The sequence below is a fragment of the Pseudoxanthomonas sp. GW2 genome (genome assembly GCF_000283075.1).
Lineage (GTDB): Bacteria > Pseudomonadota > Gammaproteobacteria > Xanthomonadales > Xanthomonadaceae > Pseudoxanthomonas.
Genome location: NZ_ALIP01000112.1, coordinates 1 through 19887 on the forward strand (window position 1 = coordinate 1; position 19887 = coordinate 19887).

The 19887-nt window shown below is 70.9% G+C and carries 17 protein-coding genes and 1 pseudogene; 13 read left to right on the forward strand and 5 right to left on the reverse strand.

Annotation, left to right across the window (positions count from 1 at the left end; genetic code table 11):
- From B351_RS0108900 to B351_RS0108910, 3 genes are all read right to left on the reverse strand, one after another.
- Window positions 1-339, reverse strand: a 339-nt coding sequence (locus B351_RS0108900) for a cell wall hydrolase (protein WP_019398690.1), incomplete at its 3' end; no start/stop codon positions are given.
- A gap of 431 nt (window positions 340-770) precedes the next feature.
- Window positions 771-2810 carry an NADPH-dependent 2,4-dienoyl-CoA reductase gene (locus B351_RS0108905; RefSeq protein WP_019398691.1) on the reverse strand — a complete coding sequence of 680 codons (2040 nt, stop codon included), beginning with the start codon at window positions 2808-2810 and terminating at the stop codon, window positions 771-773.
- A 73-nt stretch (window positions 2811-2883) separates the two neighbouring features.
- The gene (locus tag B351_RS0108910; RefSeq protein WP_019398692.1) at window positions 2884-3903 is read right to left on the reverse strand and encodes a zinc-binding alcohol dehydrogenase family protein; all 1020 of its coding nucleotides are present in this window, start codon (window positions 3901-3903) and stop codon (window positions 2884-2886) included.
- 296 nt (window positions 3904-4199) lie between these two features.
- Here B351_RS0108910 and B351_RS0108915 point away from each other — a divergent pair, with 296 nt between their 5' ends.
- The 4 genes and pseudogenes from B351_RS0108915 (at window position 4200) to B351_RS0108930 (ending at window position 7013) form a co-directional block, all read left to right on the forward strand.
- Window positions 4200-5306 (forward strand): OmpA family protein, encoded by a 1107-nt coding sequence (locus B351_RS0108915; RefSeq protein ID WP_019398693.1) that lies wholly within the window; start codon window positions 4200-4202, stop codon window positions 5304-5306.
- Window positions 5307-5582: 276 nt separating this feature from the next.
- Window positions 5583-5852, forward strand: a pseudogene (locus tag B351_RS18000) (hypothetical protein); the annotation flags it as partial.
- Between the two features lie 8 nt (window positions 5853-5860).
- A complete protein-coding gene (locus tag B351_RS0108925; RefSeq protein ID WP_019398695.1) occupies window positions 5861-6661 on the forward strand; it encodes a pseudouridine synthase in 801 nt (266 codons plus the stop codon).
- 70 nt (window positions 6662-6731) lie between these two features.
- A complete protein-coding gene (locus B351_RS0108930; RefSeq protein WP_019398696.1) occupies window positions 6732-7013 on the forward strand; it encodes a hypothetical protein in 282 nt (93 codons plus the stop codon).
- A gap of 79 nt (window positions 7014-7092) precedes the next feature.
- Here B351_RS0108930 and kbl read toward each other — a convergent pair whose 3' ends face one another.
- Window positions 7093-8292, reverse strand: coding sequence for a glycine C-acetyltransferase (gene kbl / locus B351_RS0108935; protein WP_019398697.1), 1200 nt, complete (start codon window positions 8290-8292; stop codon window positions 7093-7095).
- 169 nt (window positions 8293-8461) lie between these two features.
- Here kbl and B351_RS0108940 point away from each other — a divergent pair, with 169 nt between their 5' ends.
- From B351_RS0108940 to B351_RS0108965, 6 genes are all read left to right on the forward strand, one after another.
- Window positions 8462-9901 (forward strand): OprO/OprP family phosphate-selective porin, encoded by a 1440-nt coding sequence (locus tag B351_RS0108940; RefSeq protein ID WP_019398698.1) that lies wholly within the window; start codon window positions 8462-8464, stop codon window positions 9899-9901.
- Between the two features lie 30 nt (window positions 9902-9931).
- A complete protein-coding gene (locus B351_RS0108945; RefSeq protein ID WP_019398699.1) occupies window positions 9932-10954 on the forward strand; it encodes a sulfate ABC transporter substrate-binding protein in 1023 nt (340 codons plus the stop codon).
- 88 nt (window positions 10955-11042) lie between these two features.
- Window positions 11043-11921 carry a sulfate ABC transporter permease subunit CysT gene (gene cysT, locus B351_RS0108950; protein WP_050992167.1) on the forward strand — a complete coding sequence of 293 codons (879 nt, stop codon included), beginning with the start codon at window positions 11043-11045 and terminating at the stop codon, window positions 11919-11921.
- Window positions 11922-11985: 64 nt separating this feature from the next.
- Window positions 11986-12900 carry a sulfate ABC transporter permease subunit CysW gene (gene cysW / locus B351_RS0108955; protein ID WP_050992168.1) on the forward strand — a complete coding sequence of 305 codons (915 nt, stop codon included), beginning with the start codon at window positions 11986-11988 and terminating at the stop codon, window positions 12898-12900.
- 9 nt (window positions 12901-12909) lie between these two features.
- On the forward strand, window positions 12910-13959 hold the full coding sequence (locus B351_RS0108960; RefSeq protein ID WP_019398702.1) for a sulfate/molybdate ABC transporter ATP-binding protein: 1050 nt from the start codon (window positions 12910-12912) through the stop codon (window positions 13957-13959).
- A gap of 132 nt (window positions 13960-14091) precedes the next feature.
- Complete coding sequence (locus B351_RS0108965; RefSeq protein WP_019398703.1) at window positions 14092-14781, forward strand: TorF family putative porin; 690 nt, start codon at window positions 14092-14094, stop codon at window positions 14779-14781.
- Between the two features lie 67 nt (window positions 14782-14848).
- Here the strand turns inward: B351_RS0108965 and tdh are convergent, their stop codons facing one another.
- Window positions 14849-15883: an L-threonine 3-dehydrogenase gene (gene tdh / locus B351_RS0108970; RefSeq protein ID WP_026010533.1), complete on the reverse strand. Its 1035-nt coding sequence runs from the start codon at window positions 15881-15883 to the stop codon at window positions 14849-14851.
- 264 nt (window positions 15884-16147) lie between these two features.
- On the opposite strand from tdh, the gene B351_RS0108975 reads away from it, so the two are divergent.
- From B351_RS0108975 to B351_RS0108985, 3 genes are all read left to right on the forward strand, one after another.
- Window positions 16148-18232: a S46 family peptidase gene (locus B351_RS0108975; RefSeq protein ID WP_026010534.1), complete on the forward strand. Its 2085-nt coding sequence runs from the start codon at window positions 16148-16150 to the stop codon at window positions 18230-18232.
- Between the two features lie 90 nt (window positions 18233-18322).
- Window positions 18323-18967: a histidine phosphatase family protein gene (locus tag B351_RS0108980; RefSeq protein WP_019398706.1), complete on the forward strand. Its 645-nt coding sequence runs from the start codon at window positions 18323-18325 to the stop codon at window positions 18965-18967.
- A gap of 165 nt (window positions 18968-19132) precedes the next feature.
- A partial coding sequence (locus tag B351_RS0108985) for a Mur ligase family protein (protein WP_026010535.1) occupies window positions 19133-19887 on the forward strand: 755 nt, incomplete at its 3' end.

A 19887-nucleotide genomic window follows, 5' to 3' on the forward strand; every position in this document is an offset into this window, starting at 1 on the left:
GCCAGGCACGATTTCCTTGCGCTGCCCCGCCGGCAGCGCCCAGTTGCGCTCGGCGTCCAGGGCCACGGCCACCGAGCGGTGCCAGGCGTCCAGGTTGCGCAGGCGCGTGTCCGGCGAGACCAGGGTGGGGGCGAACTGCTTGCGCGCGGTGACCACGGCGCACATCGAGTCGCCCCACAGGCCGCTGTCCTTGCGGCGCAGCGCCACCTCGGCAACCGCGTGCTGGCCCTGCAGGCTCTGGTTGCGGGCTTCCAGGTACACGGTGGTGCTAAGGCACAGCGAGTCGGCGGCCGGCTGCGGCAGGAACTGCGACAGCCAGAGGATCCAGGCCAGCTTCATATGTATCTCCTTGCTCCGTCTTCGCGGTCGCAGGCCCGCCGGCAGGGCCGGGGGCAGGCGACGACGCGGGGCGTCATGGGGAGGCGGCCATCTCTCCACGGGCCGCCCGGGTGCCGGCGGAAGTGGTGCCGGCAGGACCCGCCAGGTGATGGGGGCGGGTCGAAGTGGCGCGCACGATAGGTGCGATTTCCCTAACCGAAACTGAATATCCCAGGTTGACAACGGTCACACTCGGTGGCCTGTGGAAAGCCTCCCGAGGGCTTGTTCGAGGCCGCGTGAAGGGCCGAGCGGCGGTTTTCCCGGGGCTTGGCGGAGGTGTGTCACCCGCGCCGGGAGCCCGGAGCAGGCGGCTGAACCGCCCCCGCGCGAACCTGAACAGGCAGGCCGGCTCCGGACCGGATCGGCGTCCACCGGAGGCGCGAATGCGCGGCTCAGAACCCGGCGGCCAGCCGGCTGCCCTGGGCGATGGCGCGCTTGGCATCCAGTTCGGCGGCCACGTCGGCACCGCCAATCAGGTGCACCAGCGCGGCGACCCCTGCCTGTTGCAGCTGCGCGTACAGGTCGCGGCGCGGCTCCTGGCCCGCGCATACGACCACCGTATCCACCGGCAGGACCTGCTCGGCGCCCTCGATCCGCACCCGCAGGCCGCCGGCTTCCATGCCCAGGTACTCGACCCCGCCGTGCATGCGCACCTGCTTGGCCTTGAGCGTGGCGCGGTGGATCCAGCCGGTGGTCTTGCCCAGCCGCGCCCCCGGCCGCCCCGGGCTGCGCTGCAGCAGCCACACCTCGCGCGCCGGCGGCTCGGGCCGGGCCGGCACCAGGCCGCCGCGGCCGGAGCCAGCCAGGTCCACGCCCCATTCGGCGTGCCAGCGGCCCGGGTCGAGGGTGGGCGATGGGCCCTTCTGGACCAGGAACTCGGCCACGTCGAAGCCGATGCCGCCGGCGCCGATCACCGCCACCCGCGGCCCGGCCTGGACCCGGCCCTCGAGGATGTCCAGGTAGCCGACCACCCGCGGGTCGTCGGCGCCGGGGAAATCCACCCTGCGCGGCACGATGCCGGTGGCCAGCACGATCTCGTCGTAGCCGGCCAGCTCGTCCGGGCCCGCCAGGGTGCCCAGGCGCAGTTCCACCCCGGTCTCGCCGATGCGGTGGCCGAAGTAGCGCAGGGTCTCGACGAACTCCTCCTTGCCCGGGATCCGCGCGGCCAGGTTGAACTGGCCGCCGATCCGCGGCGCGGCCTCGAACAGGGTCACGCGATGGCCGCGCTGCGCCGCCACCGTGGCGCAGGCCAGGCCGGCCGGGCCTGCGCCGACCACCGCGATCCGGCGCGGGGTGGCCGCCGGCACGTAGCGCAGCTCGGTCTCGTGGCCGGCGCGCGGGTTGACCAGGCAGCTGGCGACCTTGCCCACGAAGATGTGGTCCAGGCAGGCCTGGTTGCAGGCGATGCAGGTATTGATGGCGTGGGTGCGCCCGGCGCGGGCCTTGTTCGGCCATTCCGGGTCGGCCAGCAACGGGCGCGCCAGCGAGACCAGGTCGGCCTGGCCGGAGGCGAGGATGCGCTCGGCCACCTCCGGCATGTTGATGCGGTTGACCGCCACCACCGGCACCGAGACATGCGGGCGCAGGCGCGCTGTGATCCCGGCGAAGGCCGCGCGCGGCACCGAGGTGGCGATGGTCGGTACCCGCGCCTCGTGCCAGCCGATGCCGGAATTGATGATGGTCGCGCCGGCCGCCTCCACCGCGCGCGCCTGCTCGAGGATCTCGTCCCAGGCGTTGCCGTCCTCGACCAGGTCCAGCAGCGAGAGGCGATATATGAGGATGAAGTCCGGGCCGCAGGCCTCCCGCACCCGGCGCACGATCTCCACCGCGAAGCGCATGCGCCGCTGCGCGTCGCCGCCCCAGGCGTCCTGGCGGCGGTTGGTGCGCGGGGCGGTGAACTGGTTGATCAGGTAGCCCTCCGAGCCCATCACCTCCACGCCGTCGTAGCCGGCGTCGCGGGCGCGGGCGGCGGCACTGGCGAAGGCGCGGATCTGGCGCTCGATGCCGCGTGCGGAAAGCTCGCGCGGGGTGAACGGGTTGATCGGCGCCTTCACTTTCGAAGGCGCCACCTGCAGCGGGTGGTAGCCGTAGCGGCCGGCGTGCAGCAGCTGCAGGCACAGCCTGGCGCCGTGCTCGTGCACGGCGCGGGTGAGCTGGCGGTGCGGGCGCGTTTCCCAGGGCCAGGACAGCTTGCCGCCGAACGGCTTGAGCCAGCCCTCCACGTTCGGGGCGAAGCCGCCGGTGACGATCAGCCCGGCGCCGCCGGCGGCGCGTTCGGCCAGGTAGGCGGCCAGCTTCGGGAAATCCCGGGCGCGGTCCTCCAGGCCGGTGTGCATCGATCCCATCAGCACCCGGTTGCGCAGGGTGGTGAAGCCGAGGTCGAGCGGGGCGAACAGGTGCGGGTAGGGCGTGGCGCTGGCGGTAGGCGTCATGGCGGATACGCTTGCGTACGGAAGGCCGCCATCGTCGATGAAAGCCCGGCGCCGGGCAAGCTGCGCCGCGGGGTCAGTCCCAGCCGGCCAGGGCCAGCTTGCCGATGGTGCGACCGGACTCCAGCCGGCGGTGGGCCTCGCGCAGGTTGGCGGCGTTGATCGGGCCCAGCACCTCGGCCAGGGTGGTCTTCAGCTCGCCGGCCTCGACCAGGCTGCCGACGCGGTTGAGGATGCGGTGCTGGCAGATCATGTCCGCCGTGCGGAAGCGCGGCCGGGTGAACATCGTTTCCCAATGGATACCGATGGCCTTGGCCTTGTAGTCGCCGCCGATGTGCAGCGGGCCCTTCGGCTCCACGATCAGGCCCAGGTGGCCCTGCGGCGCCAGCAGCCGGCCCAGTTCCTCCCAGTAGCGGTCGGTGTCGGCCAGGTTCACCGCGGCCTCCACTTCGGCGATGCCCAGCGCCTGCAGCTGCGGACCGAGCGGCTGGCGGGGGTCGACCACCTCGTGAGCGCCCATGCGCCGGCACCACTCGGCGCTCTCCGGGCGGGAGGCGGTGGCGACCACGGTGAAGCCGGCGTGCCGGGCCAGCTGGATGGCCATCGAACCGACCCCGCCGGCGCCGCCGACCACCAGCAGCCGGCGCCCGGCGTTGTCGCCGTCGAAGTCGTAGCGCATGCGCTCGAACAGCAGTTCCCAGGCGGTGAGCGTGGTCAGCGGCAGTGCCGCGGCCTCGGCGAAGTCCAGGGTGATCGGGCGATCGCCGGCGATGTGCTCGTCGACCAGCTGGTAGCGGGCATTGCTGCCGGGACGGGTGATGTCGCCGGCGTAGTACACCTCGTCGCCGGGCTGGAACAGGGCCACCGCGCTGCCGACCGCTTCCACCACCCCGGCCGCGTCGAAACCCAGCACCCGCGGCTGCGCTTCGCTGCCCTCGCGCGGGGCGCGCAGCTTGGTATCGATCGGATTGACCGAGACCGCCTCCACCCGCACCAGCAGGTCGTGCGGCCCGGGGGCGGGCGTGGGCAGTTCCACGTCCAGCAGCGCTTCGGGGTCGTCGATCGGCAGGTAGCGGGTCAGTCCGACGGCTTTCATGCGCAGGCTCCACCTTCGTGGTTGCGGGACCGTCCCATCATACGCAGCGCCCGCGGCCGGACCGGCGCAGGCTCCGGGCGCCGGCCTCTGCTGGAACCTGAACGGCGGTTTTCGTCAATTCACTTGTTACGGGACTGTTAACACCGCCTTCACGTTAACGCGCCTAACCTGCGCCCCGACGTCGTGATTACGGCCGTCAGGGATATGCCGCTACCAGCGCATGTCTGCGTGAATCCTGAGGCAAGTGTTTCCACTTACTCCCCCGGATCATCCCCCGAATCATCAAGGAGCTTGAGATGAACAAGAAACTTCTGACCGCTGCGCTGCTGGGCGGCCTGGCTGTGGCCCAGTCGGCTTCCGCGCAGGAGTTTGACGACCGCTGGTACCTGACCGGCTCGGTTGGCTTCAATTTCCAGGACAGCGGCCGCGGCACCGAGGATGCTCCCTTCGGCACGATCGGCCTGGGCAAGTTCATCAGCCCGGTGTGGTCGGTTGACGGCGAACTGAACTACCAGAACCCGTCGTTCGACGACAACAACGACCTGAACTGGAGCCAGTACGGCGCCTCGCTGGACTTCCGGCGCCACTTCATCCAGGAAGGCCGCGGTTTCAACCCGTACCTGCTGTTCGGCATCGGCTACCAGTACTCCGAGGAGGAGTACACCGTCCCGTCGCCGAACTCCCCGGCCCAGCGCGCCGAGGGTAACGTCGCCGCCAAGGTCGGCGCCGGCCTGCAGAGCACCTTCGACAACCGCGTCGCCGTGCGCGCCGAAATCGCCTACCGCGCCGATTTCGACGACCAGGCCGTCAACCCGGCCCGTGCTGGCCGCGACGACGACTGGTACGGCGACCTGCTGGCCTCGGTCGGCGTCGTGATCCCGCTGGGCCCGGCCGCCGCTCCGCCGCCGCCGCCGGCTCCGGCCCCGGTCGCGCCGAGCTGCGCCGACCTGGACGACGACGGCGACGGCGTCAACAACTGCGACGACAAGTGCCCGAACTCGCAGGCTGGCCAGGCCATCGGCCCGGACGGCTGCCCGGTCCCGGTCTCGATCGACCTGAAGGGCGTGAACTTCGACTTCGACAAGGCGACCCTGCGTCCTGACGCGGTGGCCATCCTGTCGGAGGCCGTCGAGATCCTGAAGCGTTACCCTGACCTGCGCGTCGAGGTGGCGGGCCACACCGACTCGAAGGGCACCGACGCGTACAACCAGAAGCTGTCCGAGCGTCGCGCCCAGGCCGTGTACGACTACCTGACCAGCAACGGCATCGACGCCTCGCGCCTGGTTGGCCCGGTCGGCTACGGCGAGAGCCGCCCGATTGCCCCGAACACCAACGCGGATGGGTCGGACAATCCGGAAGGCCGTGCGAAGAACCGTCGCACCGAGCTGAACGTCCAGAACTAAGCTTCCGGACGGACGCAGTCCAGGAGGGCCCGGCGCAAGCCGGGCCCTTTCTTTTTGCATGGCTGCCGGGCCCGCGGGCGCGGGATCACGACGCCGGTCGCGGCATTTCTGTAGAGGCGTTAGCGATTTGCCAAGGTTCCGTAAGATTCTTCTTGAATCGGCCTGCACGCCGTGCCTACACTCGCCCCGTCTTCCAGGGGGAGTTCCACCATGCGTAAGTTGATTGCGGCAGGGCTGTTCGGCCTCACCCTCGTGTCCGCGGCGGCCATGGCTGCCGACGGTTGCGCCAACGCCCAGCAGTCCGGGGAGAAGGGCTGCGAGGCGGCCGCCAACGCCAGTGATCCGGCTGCGTACAAGCCGCAGACCGAATACGACAACACGCCCTGGCGCTTCGACATGAGCCAGAACGGCAAGCGCATGACCGCCGACGAGTTCGACGCGTGGATGAAGGCGCGCGGGGTGCGCGTGGCCAAGGGCGCCCCGGCTCCGGCCGCGACCGCCTCGGCGCCGGCCACCGAATCGGCGGCGGCACCGACCAAGGATTGAGGCACGGGATGGGCGCGCCTCCACGGTCGCGCCGCCCGAACCCCGCCGCGCCCGGGGCTCCCCGGGCCGGCGTCCGCCATGGTCTGGCCCGGGTCCTGTCCAAGGCCGGGCTGTGCTCGCGCACCGAGGCCGCGCGCTGGATCCAGGCCGGCCGCGTGCAGGTCGACGGCCGCGTCGTGCGCGATCCCGAATACCCCATGCGCGACGGCCTGCGCGGGGTGCTGATCGATGGCCGCGCCCCTGCCGGCCCGGAACGCATCTACCTTGCCCTCAACAAGCCGCGCGGCCTGGTGACCACCGCCCGCGACGAGCAGGGCCGCGACACCGTCTACCGCTGCCTCGACGGCAGCGGGCTGCCGTGGCTGGCCCCGGTCGGCCGCCTCGACCGCGCCAGCGAAGGCCTGCTGCTGTTCAGCAACGATCCCGCCTGGGCCGCGCGCGTGCTGGATCCGGACAGCGGCCCGGACAAGACCTACCACGTCCAGGTCGACGCCATTCCCGACCAGGCCCTGCTGCAGGCGCTGTGTGCCGGGGTCGAGGCCGACGGCGAGCACCTGCGCGCGGCCTCGTCGCGGCTGCTGCGCGCCGGCACCCGCAACGCCTGGCTGGAAATCGTGCTGGACGAGGGCCGCAACCGGCAGATCCGGCGGCTGCTGGCTGCGTTCGACCTGGCCGTGCTGCGCCTGGTGCGGGTGGCGATCGGGCCGCTGCAGCTGGGCACGCTGGACAAGGGACAGTGGCGCTTGCTGGAGCCGGCCGAGCGTGATGCACTGGCGCCGGCCACCGCCGCAGGGACGACGGCGGGGTAAGCGGTCACCGCCATCACCGGATGCGGGACCGCGGCATGCCATCCTCCCCCGGTCTCCTCCAGGAGTTGCCATGAAGGTCCTGCGAGTTTGCCTGGTGCTGTCCCTTCCCGTGCTTTGCGCCTGCGCCGGCCGCCAGGCGCGCGATGCCGCAGCCGCGTTGCCGGAGCCGCCGCCGAAGCCGGACGAGGTCATCATCGTCCGCAGCGACGACCCGCTCGATTACCGCTTCCACATGGAGCAGGAAGGGCGGCGGATGAATGCCGACGAGTTCGATGCGTGGATGAAGTCGCGCGGCGTGCGCATCGCCACCGGCAAGCCGGGGCAGGCGCCGGTGCCGGCCGGCGGCAACTGAGGCGCGCCAGGCGCGGTTTCCTGCGCCGGGCCCATCCGTGCTGCGGCGCCGGCCGGGCCGATGCCGGTGGCGGCGTGGCTCAGGCCTTGGCCACGCCCAGCTCGCGGCCGATGCGGGTGAAGGCGTCGATCGCGCGGTCCAGGTGCTCGCGGGTGTGGGCCGCGCTCATCTGCGTGCGGATCCGCGCCTGGCCCTGCGGCACCACCGGGTAGAAGAAGCCGATGGCGTAGATGCCTTCCTCCAGCAGGCGCTGCGCGAAGCGCTGAGCCAGCGGCGCGTCGTACAGCATCACCGGGCAGATCGGGTGCACGCCGGGCTTGAGGTCGAAGCCGGCAGCGGTCATGCGCTGGCGGAAGTAGGCGGTGTTCTCCTGCAGGCGGGTGCGCAGCTCGCCGGCCGACGAAAGCATGTCGAAGGCCTTGGTGCCGGCGGCGACCACGTGCGGCGGCAGCGAGTTGGAGAACAGGTAGGGGCGCGAGCGCTGGCGCAGCAGTTCGATGATCTCGCGGCGCGCGGTGGTGAAGCCGCCCAGTGCGCCGCCCATGGCCTTGCCCAGGGTGCCGGTGAAGATGTCGATCTTCCCGAGCACGCCCTTGACCTCGGCCGAGCCGCGGCCGGTGGCGCCGAGGAAGCCGGTGGCATGGCACTCGTCGATATGGACCAGGGCGTCGTACTTCCTGGCCAGCGCGGTGATTTCGTCCAGCGGGGCGATGAAGCCGTCCATCGAGAACACGCCGTCGGTGGTGATCATGATGGTGCGCGCGCCGTCGGCCCGGGCCTGCTGCAGCTGCTTCTCCAGGTCGGCCATGTCGCAGTTGGCGTAGCGGTAGCGCCGGGCCTTGCACAGGCGCACGCCGTCGATGATCGAGGCATGGTTGAGCGCGTCGGAGATGATCGCGTCGTTCTCGTCCAGCAGCGGCTCGAACAGGCCGCCGTTGGCATCGAAGCAGGCGGCGTAGAGGATCGTGTCCTCGGTGCCGAAGAATTGCGCGATCTTCGCCTCCAGCTGCTTGTGCAGGTCCTGGGTGCCGCAGATGAAGCGCACCGAGGCCATGCCGAAGCCGTGCGTGTCCAGCGCCGCGCGCGCGGCGGCGATGATCTCGGGGTGGTCGGCCAGGCCCAGGTAGTTGTTGGCGCAGAAGTTCAGCACCTTGCGCCCGTCGGCCAGTTCGATCTCCGCCGACTGCGGGCTGGTGATCACCCGTTCGGACTTGAACAGGCCCTGCGCGCGCAGGTCTTCCAGCTGGGCGGCGTAGCGGGCGATGGCGGCTTCGGACATGGGCGGACTTCGTTGCAAGGGAAAGCGTCATTCTAGCCAGCGTGCGCGCGGCCGCGGCCGTCATGCGCATCCGCTATATCCACCGGCCAGCAAGTCATTTCCGGTTGGCAAACTGAATAGGGAGTATTTTGGCGCACAACCGATGTCCGGCCCCCACCACGGAACTCCCATGCCCAAGCACATCCCCCACCGCCGCCCGCGCCTGCCGGACCGTTCCTGGCTGGCCGGGGCCGTCGCCCTGGCGCTGGCCGGCCCGGCGTTCGCGCAGTCCACCCCCACGGTCGAGGAACTGGCCCGCCGCCTGCAGGCGCTGGAAGCCCGCTATGGCGCCGCCACCAGCGTCGACGGCGAGGAGACCCTGGACCTGCAGGCACTGGACCGGCGGCTGCGCGCGCTGGAGCGCAACCTGGAACTGCAGGAGGAGGCGCGCGCGGCGAAGGAGAAGGCCGCGCCGGTGGTGGCGGTCAACGACCGCGGCGCCTCGTTCCGCTCCGGCGACGGTGCCTACGAGGTGAAGATCCGCGGCCTGCTGCAGGGCGACGGCCGCTTCTTCAACAGCGGCGCGCCCGGCGCCAACGACAGCTTCCTGCTGCGCACCGCGCGCCCGACCATCGAGGGCACCCTGGGCAAGTGGGTGGGTTTCCGCTTCACCCCGGAGTTCGCCGGCGACAGCGCCAGCATCGTCGACGCCTACGCCGACCTGCAGTTCTCGCCGGCGGCGACGCTGCGGGTGGGCAAGTTCACCTCGCCGGTGGGCCTGGAGCGGCTGCAGTCCTCGGCCTCGCTGCTGGAAATCGAGCGCGCCCTGGCCAGCGAGCTGCTGCCCAACCGCGACCTGGGCGTGCAGCTGCAGGGCGAGCTGGCCGGCGGCAAGGTGTCCTACGCCATCGGCGTGTTCAACGGCGCGGTCGACGGCCGCGACGCCACCACCACCAACCCGGACGACGAGTTCGAGTACGCCGGCCGCCTGTTCTTCGAGCCGCTCAAGGGCAGCGACAGCTTCTGGGCCGGCCTCGGTTTCGGCATCGGCGCCAGCATCGGCGACGTGGACGGGGCCGGCAACAACTTCCTGCCGCGCTACCGCACCCCGGGCCAGCAGCAGTTCTTCGCCTACCGCGGCACCGTGGCAGCCGCCGGCCAGCGCAAGCGCTGGTCGCCGCAGGGCTATTTCTACCGCGGGCCGTTCGGGCTGCTGGCCGAATACGCGTCCTCCAGCCAGGAGCTGGGCGCCGGCGGCACCACCGCGGACCTGGAAACCACCGCATGGCAGGCCACCGCCAGCTGGGTGCTCACCGGCGAGGACGCCAGCTACCGCGGGGTCAAGCCCGCGCGCGCCTTCGCCCCGGGCAAGGGCGGCTGGGGCGCCTGGGAACTGGTGGCCCGCTACGGCCGCCTGGAGGTGGACGAGTCGGCGTTCCCGGTGTTCGCCGACCCGGCCGTGTCGGCGCGCGAGGCCAGCGCCTGGGTCGCCGGCGTGAACTGGTACCTCAACAACAACCTCAAACTGGTGTTGAACTACCTGCAGACCGGCTTCGAGGGCGGGGCCGCCGGCGGCGCCGACCGCGAGGACGAGAAGGCGGTGTTCACCCGCCTGCAGGTCGCATTCTGACAAAGCCCCATCCAACCGGAGGTTCGTCCCATGAATACCATCCGCCGTTCCCTCCTGGTGCTGGCCGCGAGCTTCGGCCTGACCCTCGCGGTGGGGGCCCTTGCCAAGGACGCAAGGCTGCTCAACGTGTCCTACGACCCCACCCGCGAGCTTTACCGCGAGTTCAACGCCGCCTTTGCCCGCCACTGGCAGGAGACCCGCGGGCAGAAGGTCGAGATCGAGAATTCGCATGGCGGCTCGGGCAAGCAGGCGCGCGCGGTGATCGACGGGCTGGAGGCCGACGTGGTCACCCTGGCCCTGGCCTACGACATCGACTCCATCGCCGAGCGCAAGCTGATCGCGCCGGACTGGCAGAAGCGCCTGCCGCAGAACAGCTCGCCGTACACCTCGACCATCGTGTTCCTGGTGCGCAAGGGCAACCCGAAGAACATCAAGGACTGGCCGGACCTGCTGCGCTCCAACGTCTCGGTGGTCACGCCCAACCCGAAGACCTCCGGCGGCGCGCGCTGGAACTACCTGGCGGCGTGGGCCTTCGCCGAGAAGATCTTCAAGGGTGACGAGGCCAAGGTCCGCAACTTCATGACCGCGCTGTTCCGCAACGTGCCGGTGCTGGACACCGGCGCCCGCGGCTCCACCACCACCTTCGTCCAGCGTGGCATCGGCGACGTGCTGCTGGCCTGGGAGAACGAGGCCTTCCTGTCGATCGAGGAGCTGGGCCCGGACAAGTTCGACATCGTGGTGCCCTCGCTGTCGATCCTGGCCGAGCCGCCGGTGGCGATCGTCGACCGCAACGTCGACAAGAAAGGCACCCGCGAGCTGGCCCAGGCCTACCTGGAGTTCCTGTACTCGCCGGAGGGCCAGCGCATCGCCGCCAAGAACTACTACCGCCCGCGCCATCCCGAGCACGCCGCGCCGGAGGACGTGGCCCGCTTCCCCAAGGTACAGCTGGTGACCATCGACGGCGCCTTCGGTTCCTGGGCGCAGGCGCAGAAGCGGCACTTCAGCGACGGCGGCGAGTTCGACCAGATCCTCGCCGCGGCCAAGGCCCGCTGAGCCGTGGGCCCGGGGCGCAGGCCCCGGGCCTTCCCGCCGCCCCGGCAGCGGGGTCGCAGACCCGAACCCGACGAAGCGAAGCCAAGCGATGTCCAGCGTCCCCAATCCCCTGACGCCGCCGGTGGGCGGCGCGCGCGCGTCCGGCCGGCAGCGCCGGGTGCTGCCCGGCTTCGGGCTGAGCCTGGGCTACACCCTCGCCTGGCTGGGCCTGATCGTGCTGATCCCGCTGGCCGGGGTGTTCGTGTACGCCTCCGGCCTGGGCTGGGACGGGCTGTGGCGGATCTGGACCGAGCCGCGGGTGCTGGCGGCGCTGAAGATCAGCTTCGGCACCGCGCTGGCGGCGGCCGCCTTCAACGCGGTGATGGGCACCCTGGTGGCTTGGGTGCTGGTGCGCTACCGCTTCCCCGGCCGGCGCCTGTTCGACGCCATGATCGACCTGCCGTTCGCCCTGCCCACCGCGGTGGCCGGCATTGCCCTGACCGCGCTGTACGGCGGCAACGGCTGGATCGGCCGCTGGCTGGAGGCGGCCGGGTTCAAGGTGGCCTACACCCCGGTGGGCATCACCGTGGCCCTGGTGTTCATCGGCCTGCCATTCGTCGTGCGGGTGGTGCAGCCGGTGCTGGCCGAGACCGAGGGTGAACTGGAGGAGGCCGCGGCCACCCTCGGCGCGGGGCGCTGGAACACGGTGTGGAAGGTGGTGCTGCCGACGGTGTGGCCGGCGGTGCTGGCCGGCTTCGCCCTGGCCTTCGCGCGCGGGGTGGGGGAGTACGGTTCGGTGATCTTCATCGCCGGCAACATCCCGATGGTTTCGGAGATCGCGCCGCTGCTGATCACCATCAAGCTGGAGGAATTCGACTACGCCGGCGCGACCGCGATCGCGGTGGCCATGCTGCTGCTGTCCTTCGCCCTGCTGCTGGTGATCAACACGCTGCAGGCGCGCCTGGCCCGGCGCCGGGGAGGGGCTTGAGATGGCGCCACAGACGGGTGGTAACGTGCAGGGCGTCATCGCCCTGGATCCGCCGCAACTGACCATGGCCCCGAGCGCGCCCACCGTCGGTGCCCGCCCGGCCTCGCCGACCAGCGAGCCGCGCTGGGTGCAGTGGCTGCTGATCGCCGCCGCGATCGGCTTCCTGCTGGCGTTCCTGCTGCTGCCGCTGCTGCTGGTGTTCGCCGAGGCGCTACGCGGCGGGATCGGCGCGTTCCTGGCCGCGATCCGCGAGCCGGACGCGCTGGCGGCGATAAGGCTGACCCTGCTGGTCACCGCCATCACCGTGCCGCTGAACCTGGTGTTCGGCGTGGCCGCGGCCTGGCTGGTGGCCAAGCACGAGTTCCGCGGCAAGCGCATCCTGGTGAGCCTGATCGACCTGCCGTTCGCGGTCTCGCCGGTGGTGGCCGGCCTGGTGTTCATCCTGATCTTCGGCGCCCATGGCTGGGCCTGGCCGCTGATCGACGAGGGCGTGCAGCTGTCGCTGCCGCTGCTGGGCCAGGTGCACCTGCAGCTGCCGAAGATCGTGTTCGCGCTGCCGGGCATCGTGCTGGCCACGGTGTTCGTGACCTTTCCGTTCATCGCCCGCGAGCTGATGCCGCTGATGGAGCAGCAGGGCAGCGACGAGGAGCTGGCCGCGCTGAGCCTGGGCGCCAGCGGCTGGCAGGCGTTCTGGCGGGTGACCCTGCCCAACATCCGCTGGGGCCTGCTGTACGGCGTGCTGCTGTGCGGCGCCCGCGCCATGGGCGAGTTCGGCGCGGTCTCGGTGGTGTCCGGCCACATCCGCGGGCGCACCAACACCCTGCCGCTGCACGTGGAGATCCTCTACAACGAATACGCCTACAGCGCCGCCTTCGCGGTGGCCACGCTGCTGGCGCTCAGTGCGCTGGTGACCCTGGTGCTCAAGACCTGGCTGGAGTGGCGCCACGGCGAATCGCTGGCCGCCACGCACCGGCACTGAGGACGCACGATGAAGATCGAGATCCAGAACCTGCACAAGTGCTTCGGCGCGTTCGCCGCGCTGGACGACATCAACCTGGAGATCCGCGACGGCGAGCTGCTGGCGTTGCTGGGCCCGTCCGGCTCGGGCAAGACCACCCTGCTGCGGGTGATCGCCGGGCTGGAGCATGCCGACGGCGGGCGCATCCTGTTCGGCGGCGAGGACGCTTCGCGGCTGACGGTGCAGGAGCGGCGGGTCGGGTTCGTGTTCCAGCACTATGCGCTGTTCCGGCACATGACCGTGGCCGAGAACATCGCCTTCGGGCTGAAGGTGCGCCGCGGCCGCGAGCGCTGGCCGGCGGCCCGGATCGCCGCGCGGGTGGAGCAGCTGCTGTCGCTGGTGCAGCTGCAGGACCTGGGCGGGCGCTACCCGGCGCAGCTGTCCGGCGGCCAGCGCCAGCGCGTGGCCCTGGCGCGTGCGCTGGCGATCGAACCGCGGGTGCTGCTGCTGGACGAGCCGTTCGGCGCGCTCGACGCCCAGGTGCGGCGCGACCTGCGCGGCTGGCTGCGGCAGCTGCACGTGCAGACCGGCCTGACCACGGTGTTCGTGACCCATGACCAGGAGGAGGCGCTGGAGCTGGCCGACCGGGTGGCGATCCTCAACCGCGGCCGGATCGAGCAGCTGGCCACCCCGGCCGAGGCCTACGACCGCCCGGCCAGCCCGTTCGTGTATTCCTTCGTCGGCGCGGTGAACCGCCTGCGCGGGCGACGCCAGGGCGACCGCATCGAGGTTGGCGGCCTGGTGCTGCCGCCGCCGTGCGGGCCGCTGCCGGGCGGGGACTCGGCGGAACTGGACGTGTACGTGCGCCCGGAGGACCTGCGCCTGGGCGAGGGCGGCTGGGAGGCGGTGGTGGTCGATGCCCAGCGTAGCGGCCCGCGCCTGCGGGTGCGGGCACGCCTGCAGGGCGGGCAGGGTCAGGAAGTGGAGGTGGAGCTGCCGGTGGACGCGCAGCAGGCGCATCCGCCGGGGAGCCGGGTCGGGCTGGTGCCGGTGCGCTACGGGGCGTTCGCCGGGGCCTGAGCAGCGGGCGGGGCACCGGGAACTGGTTGACGCTGCAATTGTTGCGTCGCAATATCCGCTGGGTTAAGTATTTGTGAACCGTGACGGCTCCCGTCCGCCCGCGTGCTCCACCCCACCAGAGGAGATCCAAGGATGAAGTCCTTCAAGCTCGCTGCTTCGCTCGCCGTCCTGCTGTCCGCCGTCCCGTTCGTCGCGTCCGCGCAGGAGGAGTCGCCGTTCTCCTGGGAAGTGACCGCCGTTTCCGATTACGTCTGGCGTGGCGTCTCGCAGTCCGACGAGGATCCCACCCTGCAGGCCGGCTTCACCTACACCTCGGCTTCCGGTTTCTACGCCGGCGTCTGGGGTTCGGGCGTGGATTTCGGCCCGGGCGACCCGAACACCGAGGTCGACGGCTTCATCGGCTACAACGTCGACCTGAGCGACGCGGTCAACTTCGACGTGATGATCAACCGCTACACCTACCCGGGTGCCAGCGACCTCAACTTCAACGAGCTGATCACCACCACCACCTTCGCCGAGAACTACTCGCTGACCGTCGCCTACAGCAACGACTTCGGCGGCAGCGACACCAAGGCCTGGTACGTGGCCGGCGGCGCCAGCATCGGCCTGCCGAACGACTTCAGCCTCGACCTGGGCGTCGGCCGCAGCATGTTCGACGACGACTACAGCGACGACTACACCGACTGGAGCGTCGGCCTGAGCCGCAGCTGGGGCCTGTTCAGCGCCTCGCTGGCCTACGTCGGCACCGACGGCAGCGGCCGCGACATCTTCGGCGACCTGGCCGACGACCGCGTGGTGCTGACCCTCAGCATCGGCCAGTAACGGCCCCCGCGGCAAAGGAAAAAGGCGCCATGCGGCGCCTTTTTCCGTTCCAGGGCCGGCCGCGTGCTCAGGTCCAGCTGAGCACGACCTTGCCGGCGCGGCCCTGCTCCATCAGGTCGAAGCCCTGCTGGAACTCGTCGATCGGCAGCTGGTGGGTCAGCACCTTGCCCAGCGGGAAGCCGGACAGCACCAGCTGGGTCATCTTGTACCAGGTCTCGTACATCTTGCGGCCGTAGATGCCCTGCACGGTCAGGCCCTTGAAGATGATCCGGTCCCAGTCGCAGCCGGCGCCCTTGGGCATGATCCCGAGCATGGCGATCCTGCCGCCCGGGTACATGCATTCGAGCATGTCGTTGAACGCGCGCGGGTTGCCGCTCATCTCCAGGCCCACGTCGAAGCCTTCCATGTGCAGGTCCGACATCACGTCGCGCAGCGACTGGTTGGCGACGTTGACCACGCGGGTGGCGCCCATGTCGGCGGCCAGCTTCAGGCGGTAGTCGTTGACATCGGTGACCACCACGTTGCGCGCGCCGATGTGCTTGCAGATGCCGGCGGCGATGATGCCGATCGGGCCGGCGCCGGTGATCAGCACGTCCTCGCCGACCACGTCGAACTCCAACGCGCAGTGCGCGGCGTTGCCGTAGGGGTCGAAGAACGCCGCCAGCTCCGACGGCACCGGATCCGGCACCGGCCACAGGTTGGACGCCGGCATCACGATGTACTCGGCGAAGGCGCCGTCGCGGTTCACGCCGATGCCCACGGTGTGCGGGCACAGGTGCGGGCGGCCGCCGCGGCAGTTGCGGCAGTGGCCGCAGACGATGTGGCCCTCGGCCGACACCCGCTGGCCGACCTTGTAGCCGGACACGCCCGGGCCCAGCTCGGCGATGCGGCCGACGAACTCGTGGCCGATCACCAGGCCAGGCCGGATCGTGCGCTGGCTCCACTCGTCCCACAGGTAGATGTGCAGGTCGGTACCGCAGATGGCGGTCTTCTCGACCTTGATCAGCACCTCGTTGGGGCCGGGCTGCGGCACCGGGACCTGCTCCATCCAGATGCCCCTGGCGGCTTCGCGCTTGACCAGCGCCTTCATGGTTCGGGACATCGGCGGGACCTCGGTGGCAGGGAGGGGAAGGCGCGCATTATAGGTTGCCAAAGAAACCATGGCGTCGGCGGCGCCCGTGCCGGGGGTGGCCATCCCCGGGTTGTCCGGGGAACCTGCCAAAAGTCATGGGCTCTCCCGGGGCGGGCGGGGGCTAGAATCCCGGTTCCTTTCGGTTGGAACCAAATGCCCATGCGCCTGCGCACCCTTTCCCTGTCCGTATTTGCCGCCTTGCTGGGCGCGCCGCTTGCCCATGCCGTGGAAGGCATGTGGGTCCCGCAGCAGCTGCCGGAGATCGCCGGTCCGCTGAAGCAGGCCGGGCTGGAGCTGTCGCCGGAGCAGCTGGCGGACCTGACCGGCGACCCGATGGGCGCGGTGGTCGCGCTGGGCGGCTGCACCGCCAGCTTCGTCTCGCCGCAGGGCCTGGTGGTGACCAACCACCACTGCGCCTACGGCGCCATCCAGCTCAACTCCACCGCCGAGAAGAACCTGATCAAGGAAGGCTTCAACGCCGCCACCCCGGCCGAGGAACTCAGCGCCGGTCCCAACGCGCGCGTGTTCGTGCTGGACGAGATCACCGACGTCACCGCCGAGGCGAAGGCCGCGATCGCCGCCGCGCCCAACGCGCTGGCCCGCACCCGCGCCCTGGAGGCGTTCGAGAAGAAGCTGGTCGCCGAGTGCGAGTCCGAGCCGGGCTACCGCTGCCGCCTTTACAGCTTCTTCGGCGGCAACACCTACCGCCTGTTCAAGAACCTGGAGATCCGGGACGTGCGCCTGGCCTACGCGCCCCCGGGCAGCGTGGGCAAGTATGGTGGCGACATCGACAACTGGATGTGGCCGCGCCACACCGGCGACTTCGCGTTCTACCGCGCCTACGTCGGCAAGGACGGCAAGCCGGCGCCGTTCTCCCCGGACAACGTGCCGTACCAGCCAAAGCACTGGCTGAAGATCGCCGACAAGCCGCTGGGCGCCGGCGACTTCGTGATGGTCGCCGGCTACCCGGGCTCGACCAACCGCTACGCGCTGGCCGCCGAGTTCGACCACACCGCGCAGACGGTGTACCCGGAGACCATCCGCCACTACCGCAACCTGATCGGCATGATCGAGGAGGCCGGGCGCAAGGATCCGGACATCCAGGTCAAGTACGCCAGCAACATGGCCGGCTGGAACAACTACGCCAAGAACTACGAGGGCCAGCTGGAGGGCTTCAAGCGCATCGACGCGGCCGCGCAGAAGCACGCCGAGGAAGCGGCGGTGCTGGCCTGGCTCAAGGGCCAGGGCAGGAAGGGCCGCGAGGCGCTGCAGGCGCACGCGAAGCTGGTGCAGCTGCTGGAGCAGTCCAAGGCGACCCGCAGCCGCGACTACACCCTGGCCATGTTCAACAACACCGGCGTGGTCGGCGCGGCCACCCAGCTGTACCGCCTGTCGCTGGAGAAGGCCAAGCCGGACGCCGAGCGCGAGCCGGGCTTCCAGCAGCGCGACCTGCCGACCATCGAGGGCGCGATGAAGCAGCTTGAGCGCCGCTACGTGCCGGCCATGGACCGCCAGCTGCAGGCCTACTGGCTCAACGAGTACATCAAGCTGCCCGCGGCCCAGCGCGTGCCGGCGGTGGACCAGTGGCTGGGCGGCAACGACGCCGTGGCCGTGGAGCGCGCCCTGGACCGCCTGGCCGCGACGAAGCTGGGCAGCACCGAGGAGCGCCTGAAGTGGCTGTCGGCCGACCGCGCCGCGTTCGAGGCCAGCGACGACCCGGCGATCCAGTACGCGGTGGCGGTGCTGCCGACCCTGCTGAAGCTTGAGCAGGAGCGCAAGGTCCGCGCCGGCGAGAACCTGGCCGCGCGCCCGGTGTTCCTGCAGGCGGTGGCCGACTACAAGAAGAGCCAGGGCAAGGCGGTCTATCCGGACGCCAACCTGTCGCTGCGCATCACCTTCGGCAACGTCACCGGCTACGAGCCGAAGGACGGCATGGCGTACACCCCGTTCACCACGCTGGAGGGCATCGTCGCCAAGGACACCGGCGAGGAGCCGTTCGACTCCCCGAAGGCGCTGCTGGACGCGGTCAAGGCCAAGCGCTACGGCGGGCTGGAGGATCCGCGCATCGGCTCGGTGCCGGTGAACTTCCTGTCCGACCTGGACATCACCGGCGGCAACTCCGGCTCGCCGGTGCTGGACGCCCAGGGCAAGCTGGTCGGCCTGGCCTTCGACGGCAACTGGGAGTCGGTCAGCTCCAACTGGGTGTTCGACCCGAAGATGACCCGCATGATCGCGGTCGACGCCCGCTACATGCGCTGGATCATGCAGGAGGTCTACCCGGCCCCGCAGCTGCTGCAGGAAATGGGTATTACCCGCTGAAACCGTCCGGGCCACGGGCCCGGCGGTCGGGTATCATGCGGCCCCCGTCGCGCGCAGGCGCGGCGGGGGTTTTTTCCCAGAGGGGACTCCATGCGCATCCTGCTTGCACGCCACGGCGAGACGCCGTGGAACGCCGAAGGCCGCTACCAGGGCCAGATCGACATCCCGCTCTCGCCGGTGGGCGAGGCCCAGGCCCGCGCGCTGGGCGAGCGCCTGCGCGACGTGCCGGTCACCCGCGCGGTGGCCTCGCCGCTGTCGCGCGCGCGGCGCACCGCCGAGCTGGCGCTGGGCGAGGACCGCGCCGGGATGCTGCAGCTGGATCCGGACGTGCAGGAGATCGCCCACGGCGAGTGGGAAGGCCTGCTGGCCAGCGAGATCAACGAGAAGGACCCGGCCCGCCTGCGGGCCTGGCGCGAGGAGCCGGACACGGTGCTGATGCCCGGCGGCGAATCGCTGCGCCAGGTGCTGGACCGTTCCTGGCGCGGCCTGGTGCGCGCCACCGAGGGCCTGGGCGCGGACGACATCCTGCTGCTGGTCGCCCACGACGCGGTCAACCGCGTACTGCTGTGCAGGATCCTGGGCCTGCCGATCAGCAAGCTGTGGACCTTCCGCCAGGCGCCGACCACGCTGAACCTGCTCGAAGGCCCGGACGTGGAGCACCTGGAAGTGGTGCGCCTGAACGACTGCTCGCACCACACCCCGTTCTTCGGCGAAGCCAAGCACCGGGCGCTGTAAAGCCCGGCGGCGGCCGGGACGCCTGGCCGCGCGCCCGCGCCGTGACCGGTGCCGAGGCGCCCGCCCGGGCGAGCTGCCATCCTGTTCCCGCGGCGCCGGCCGATGCGGCCGCACGCCGCGCCGTGGCCGCGGCACGCCCGCGGCGCGCCACTACCCTGGACCCGCATGAGCTCCACGTCCCGCACCCTGGCCGAATGGCTGGCCTACATCGAGACCCGGCATCCGCGCAGCATCGAGCTGGGCCTGGAGCGCGTGCGCGAGGTTGCCGCGCGCCTGGGGCTGCAGCGGCCGGCGGCGCAGGTGGTCACCGTGGCCGGCACCAACGGCAAGGGCTCGACCGTGGCCTTCATCGAGGCCATCGCCCGCGCCGACGGCTGGAAGGTCGGCGCCTACAGCTCGCCGCACCTGCTGCGCTACAACGAGCGGGTGCGGATCGATGGCGCCGAGGCCGCGGACGATGAGCTGGCCGCGGCCTTCGCCGCGGTCGAGGCCGCCCGCGGCGACACCCCGCTGACCTATTTCGAGTACGGCACCCTGGCGGCGCTGTGGCTGTTCCAGCAGGCGGGGCTGGACCTGGCGGTGCTGGAGGTCGGCCTGGGCGGCCGCCTGGACGCGGTGAACATCGTCGATCCGGACGTGGCGGTGATCACCACCGTCGACGTGGACCACGTCGACTGGCTGGGCAGCGACCGCGAGGCCATCGGCCAGGAGAAGGCCGGCATCGCCCGGGCCTGGAAGCCGCTGGTCCTGGGCGAGATCGACCCGCCTTCCAGCGTGCTGCGCCATGCCTACGCCATTGGCGCCAACGCGATCCGCGCCGGCAGCGACTACTTCCACGAGCCGGCCGGCGAGGGCCAGTGGCAGTGGCGCGAGATCGGCATCGAGCTGCTGCTGCCCGATCCGCAGCTGGCCGCCCCGGT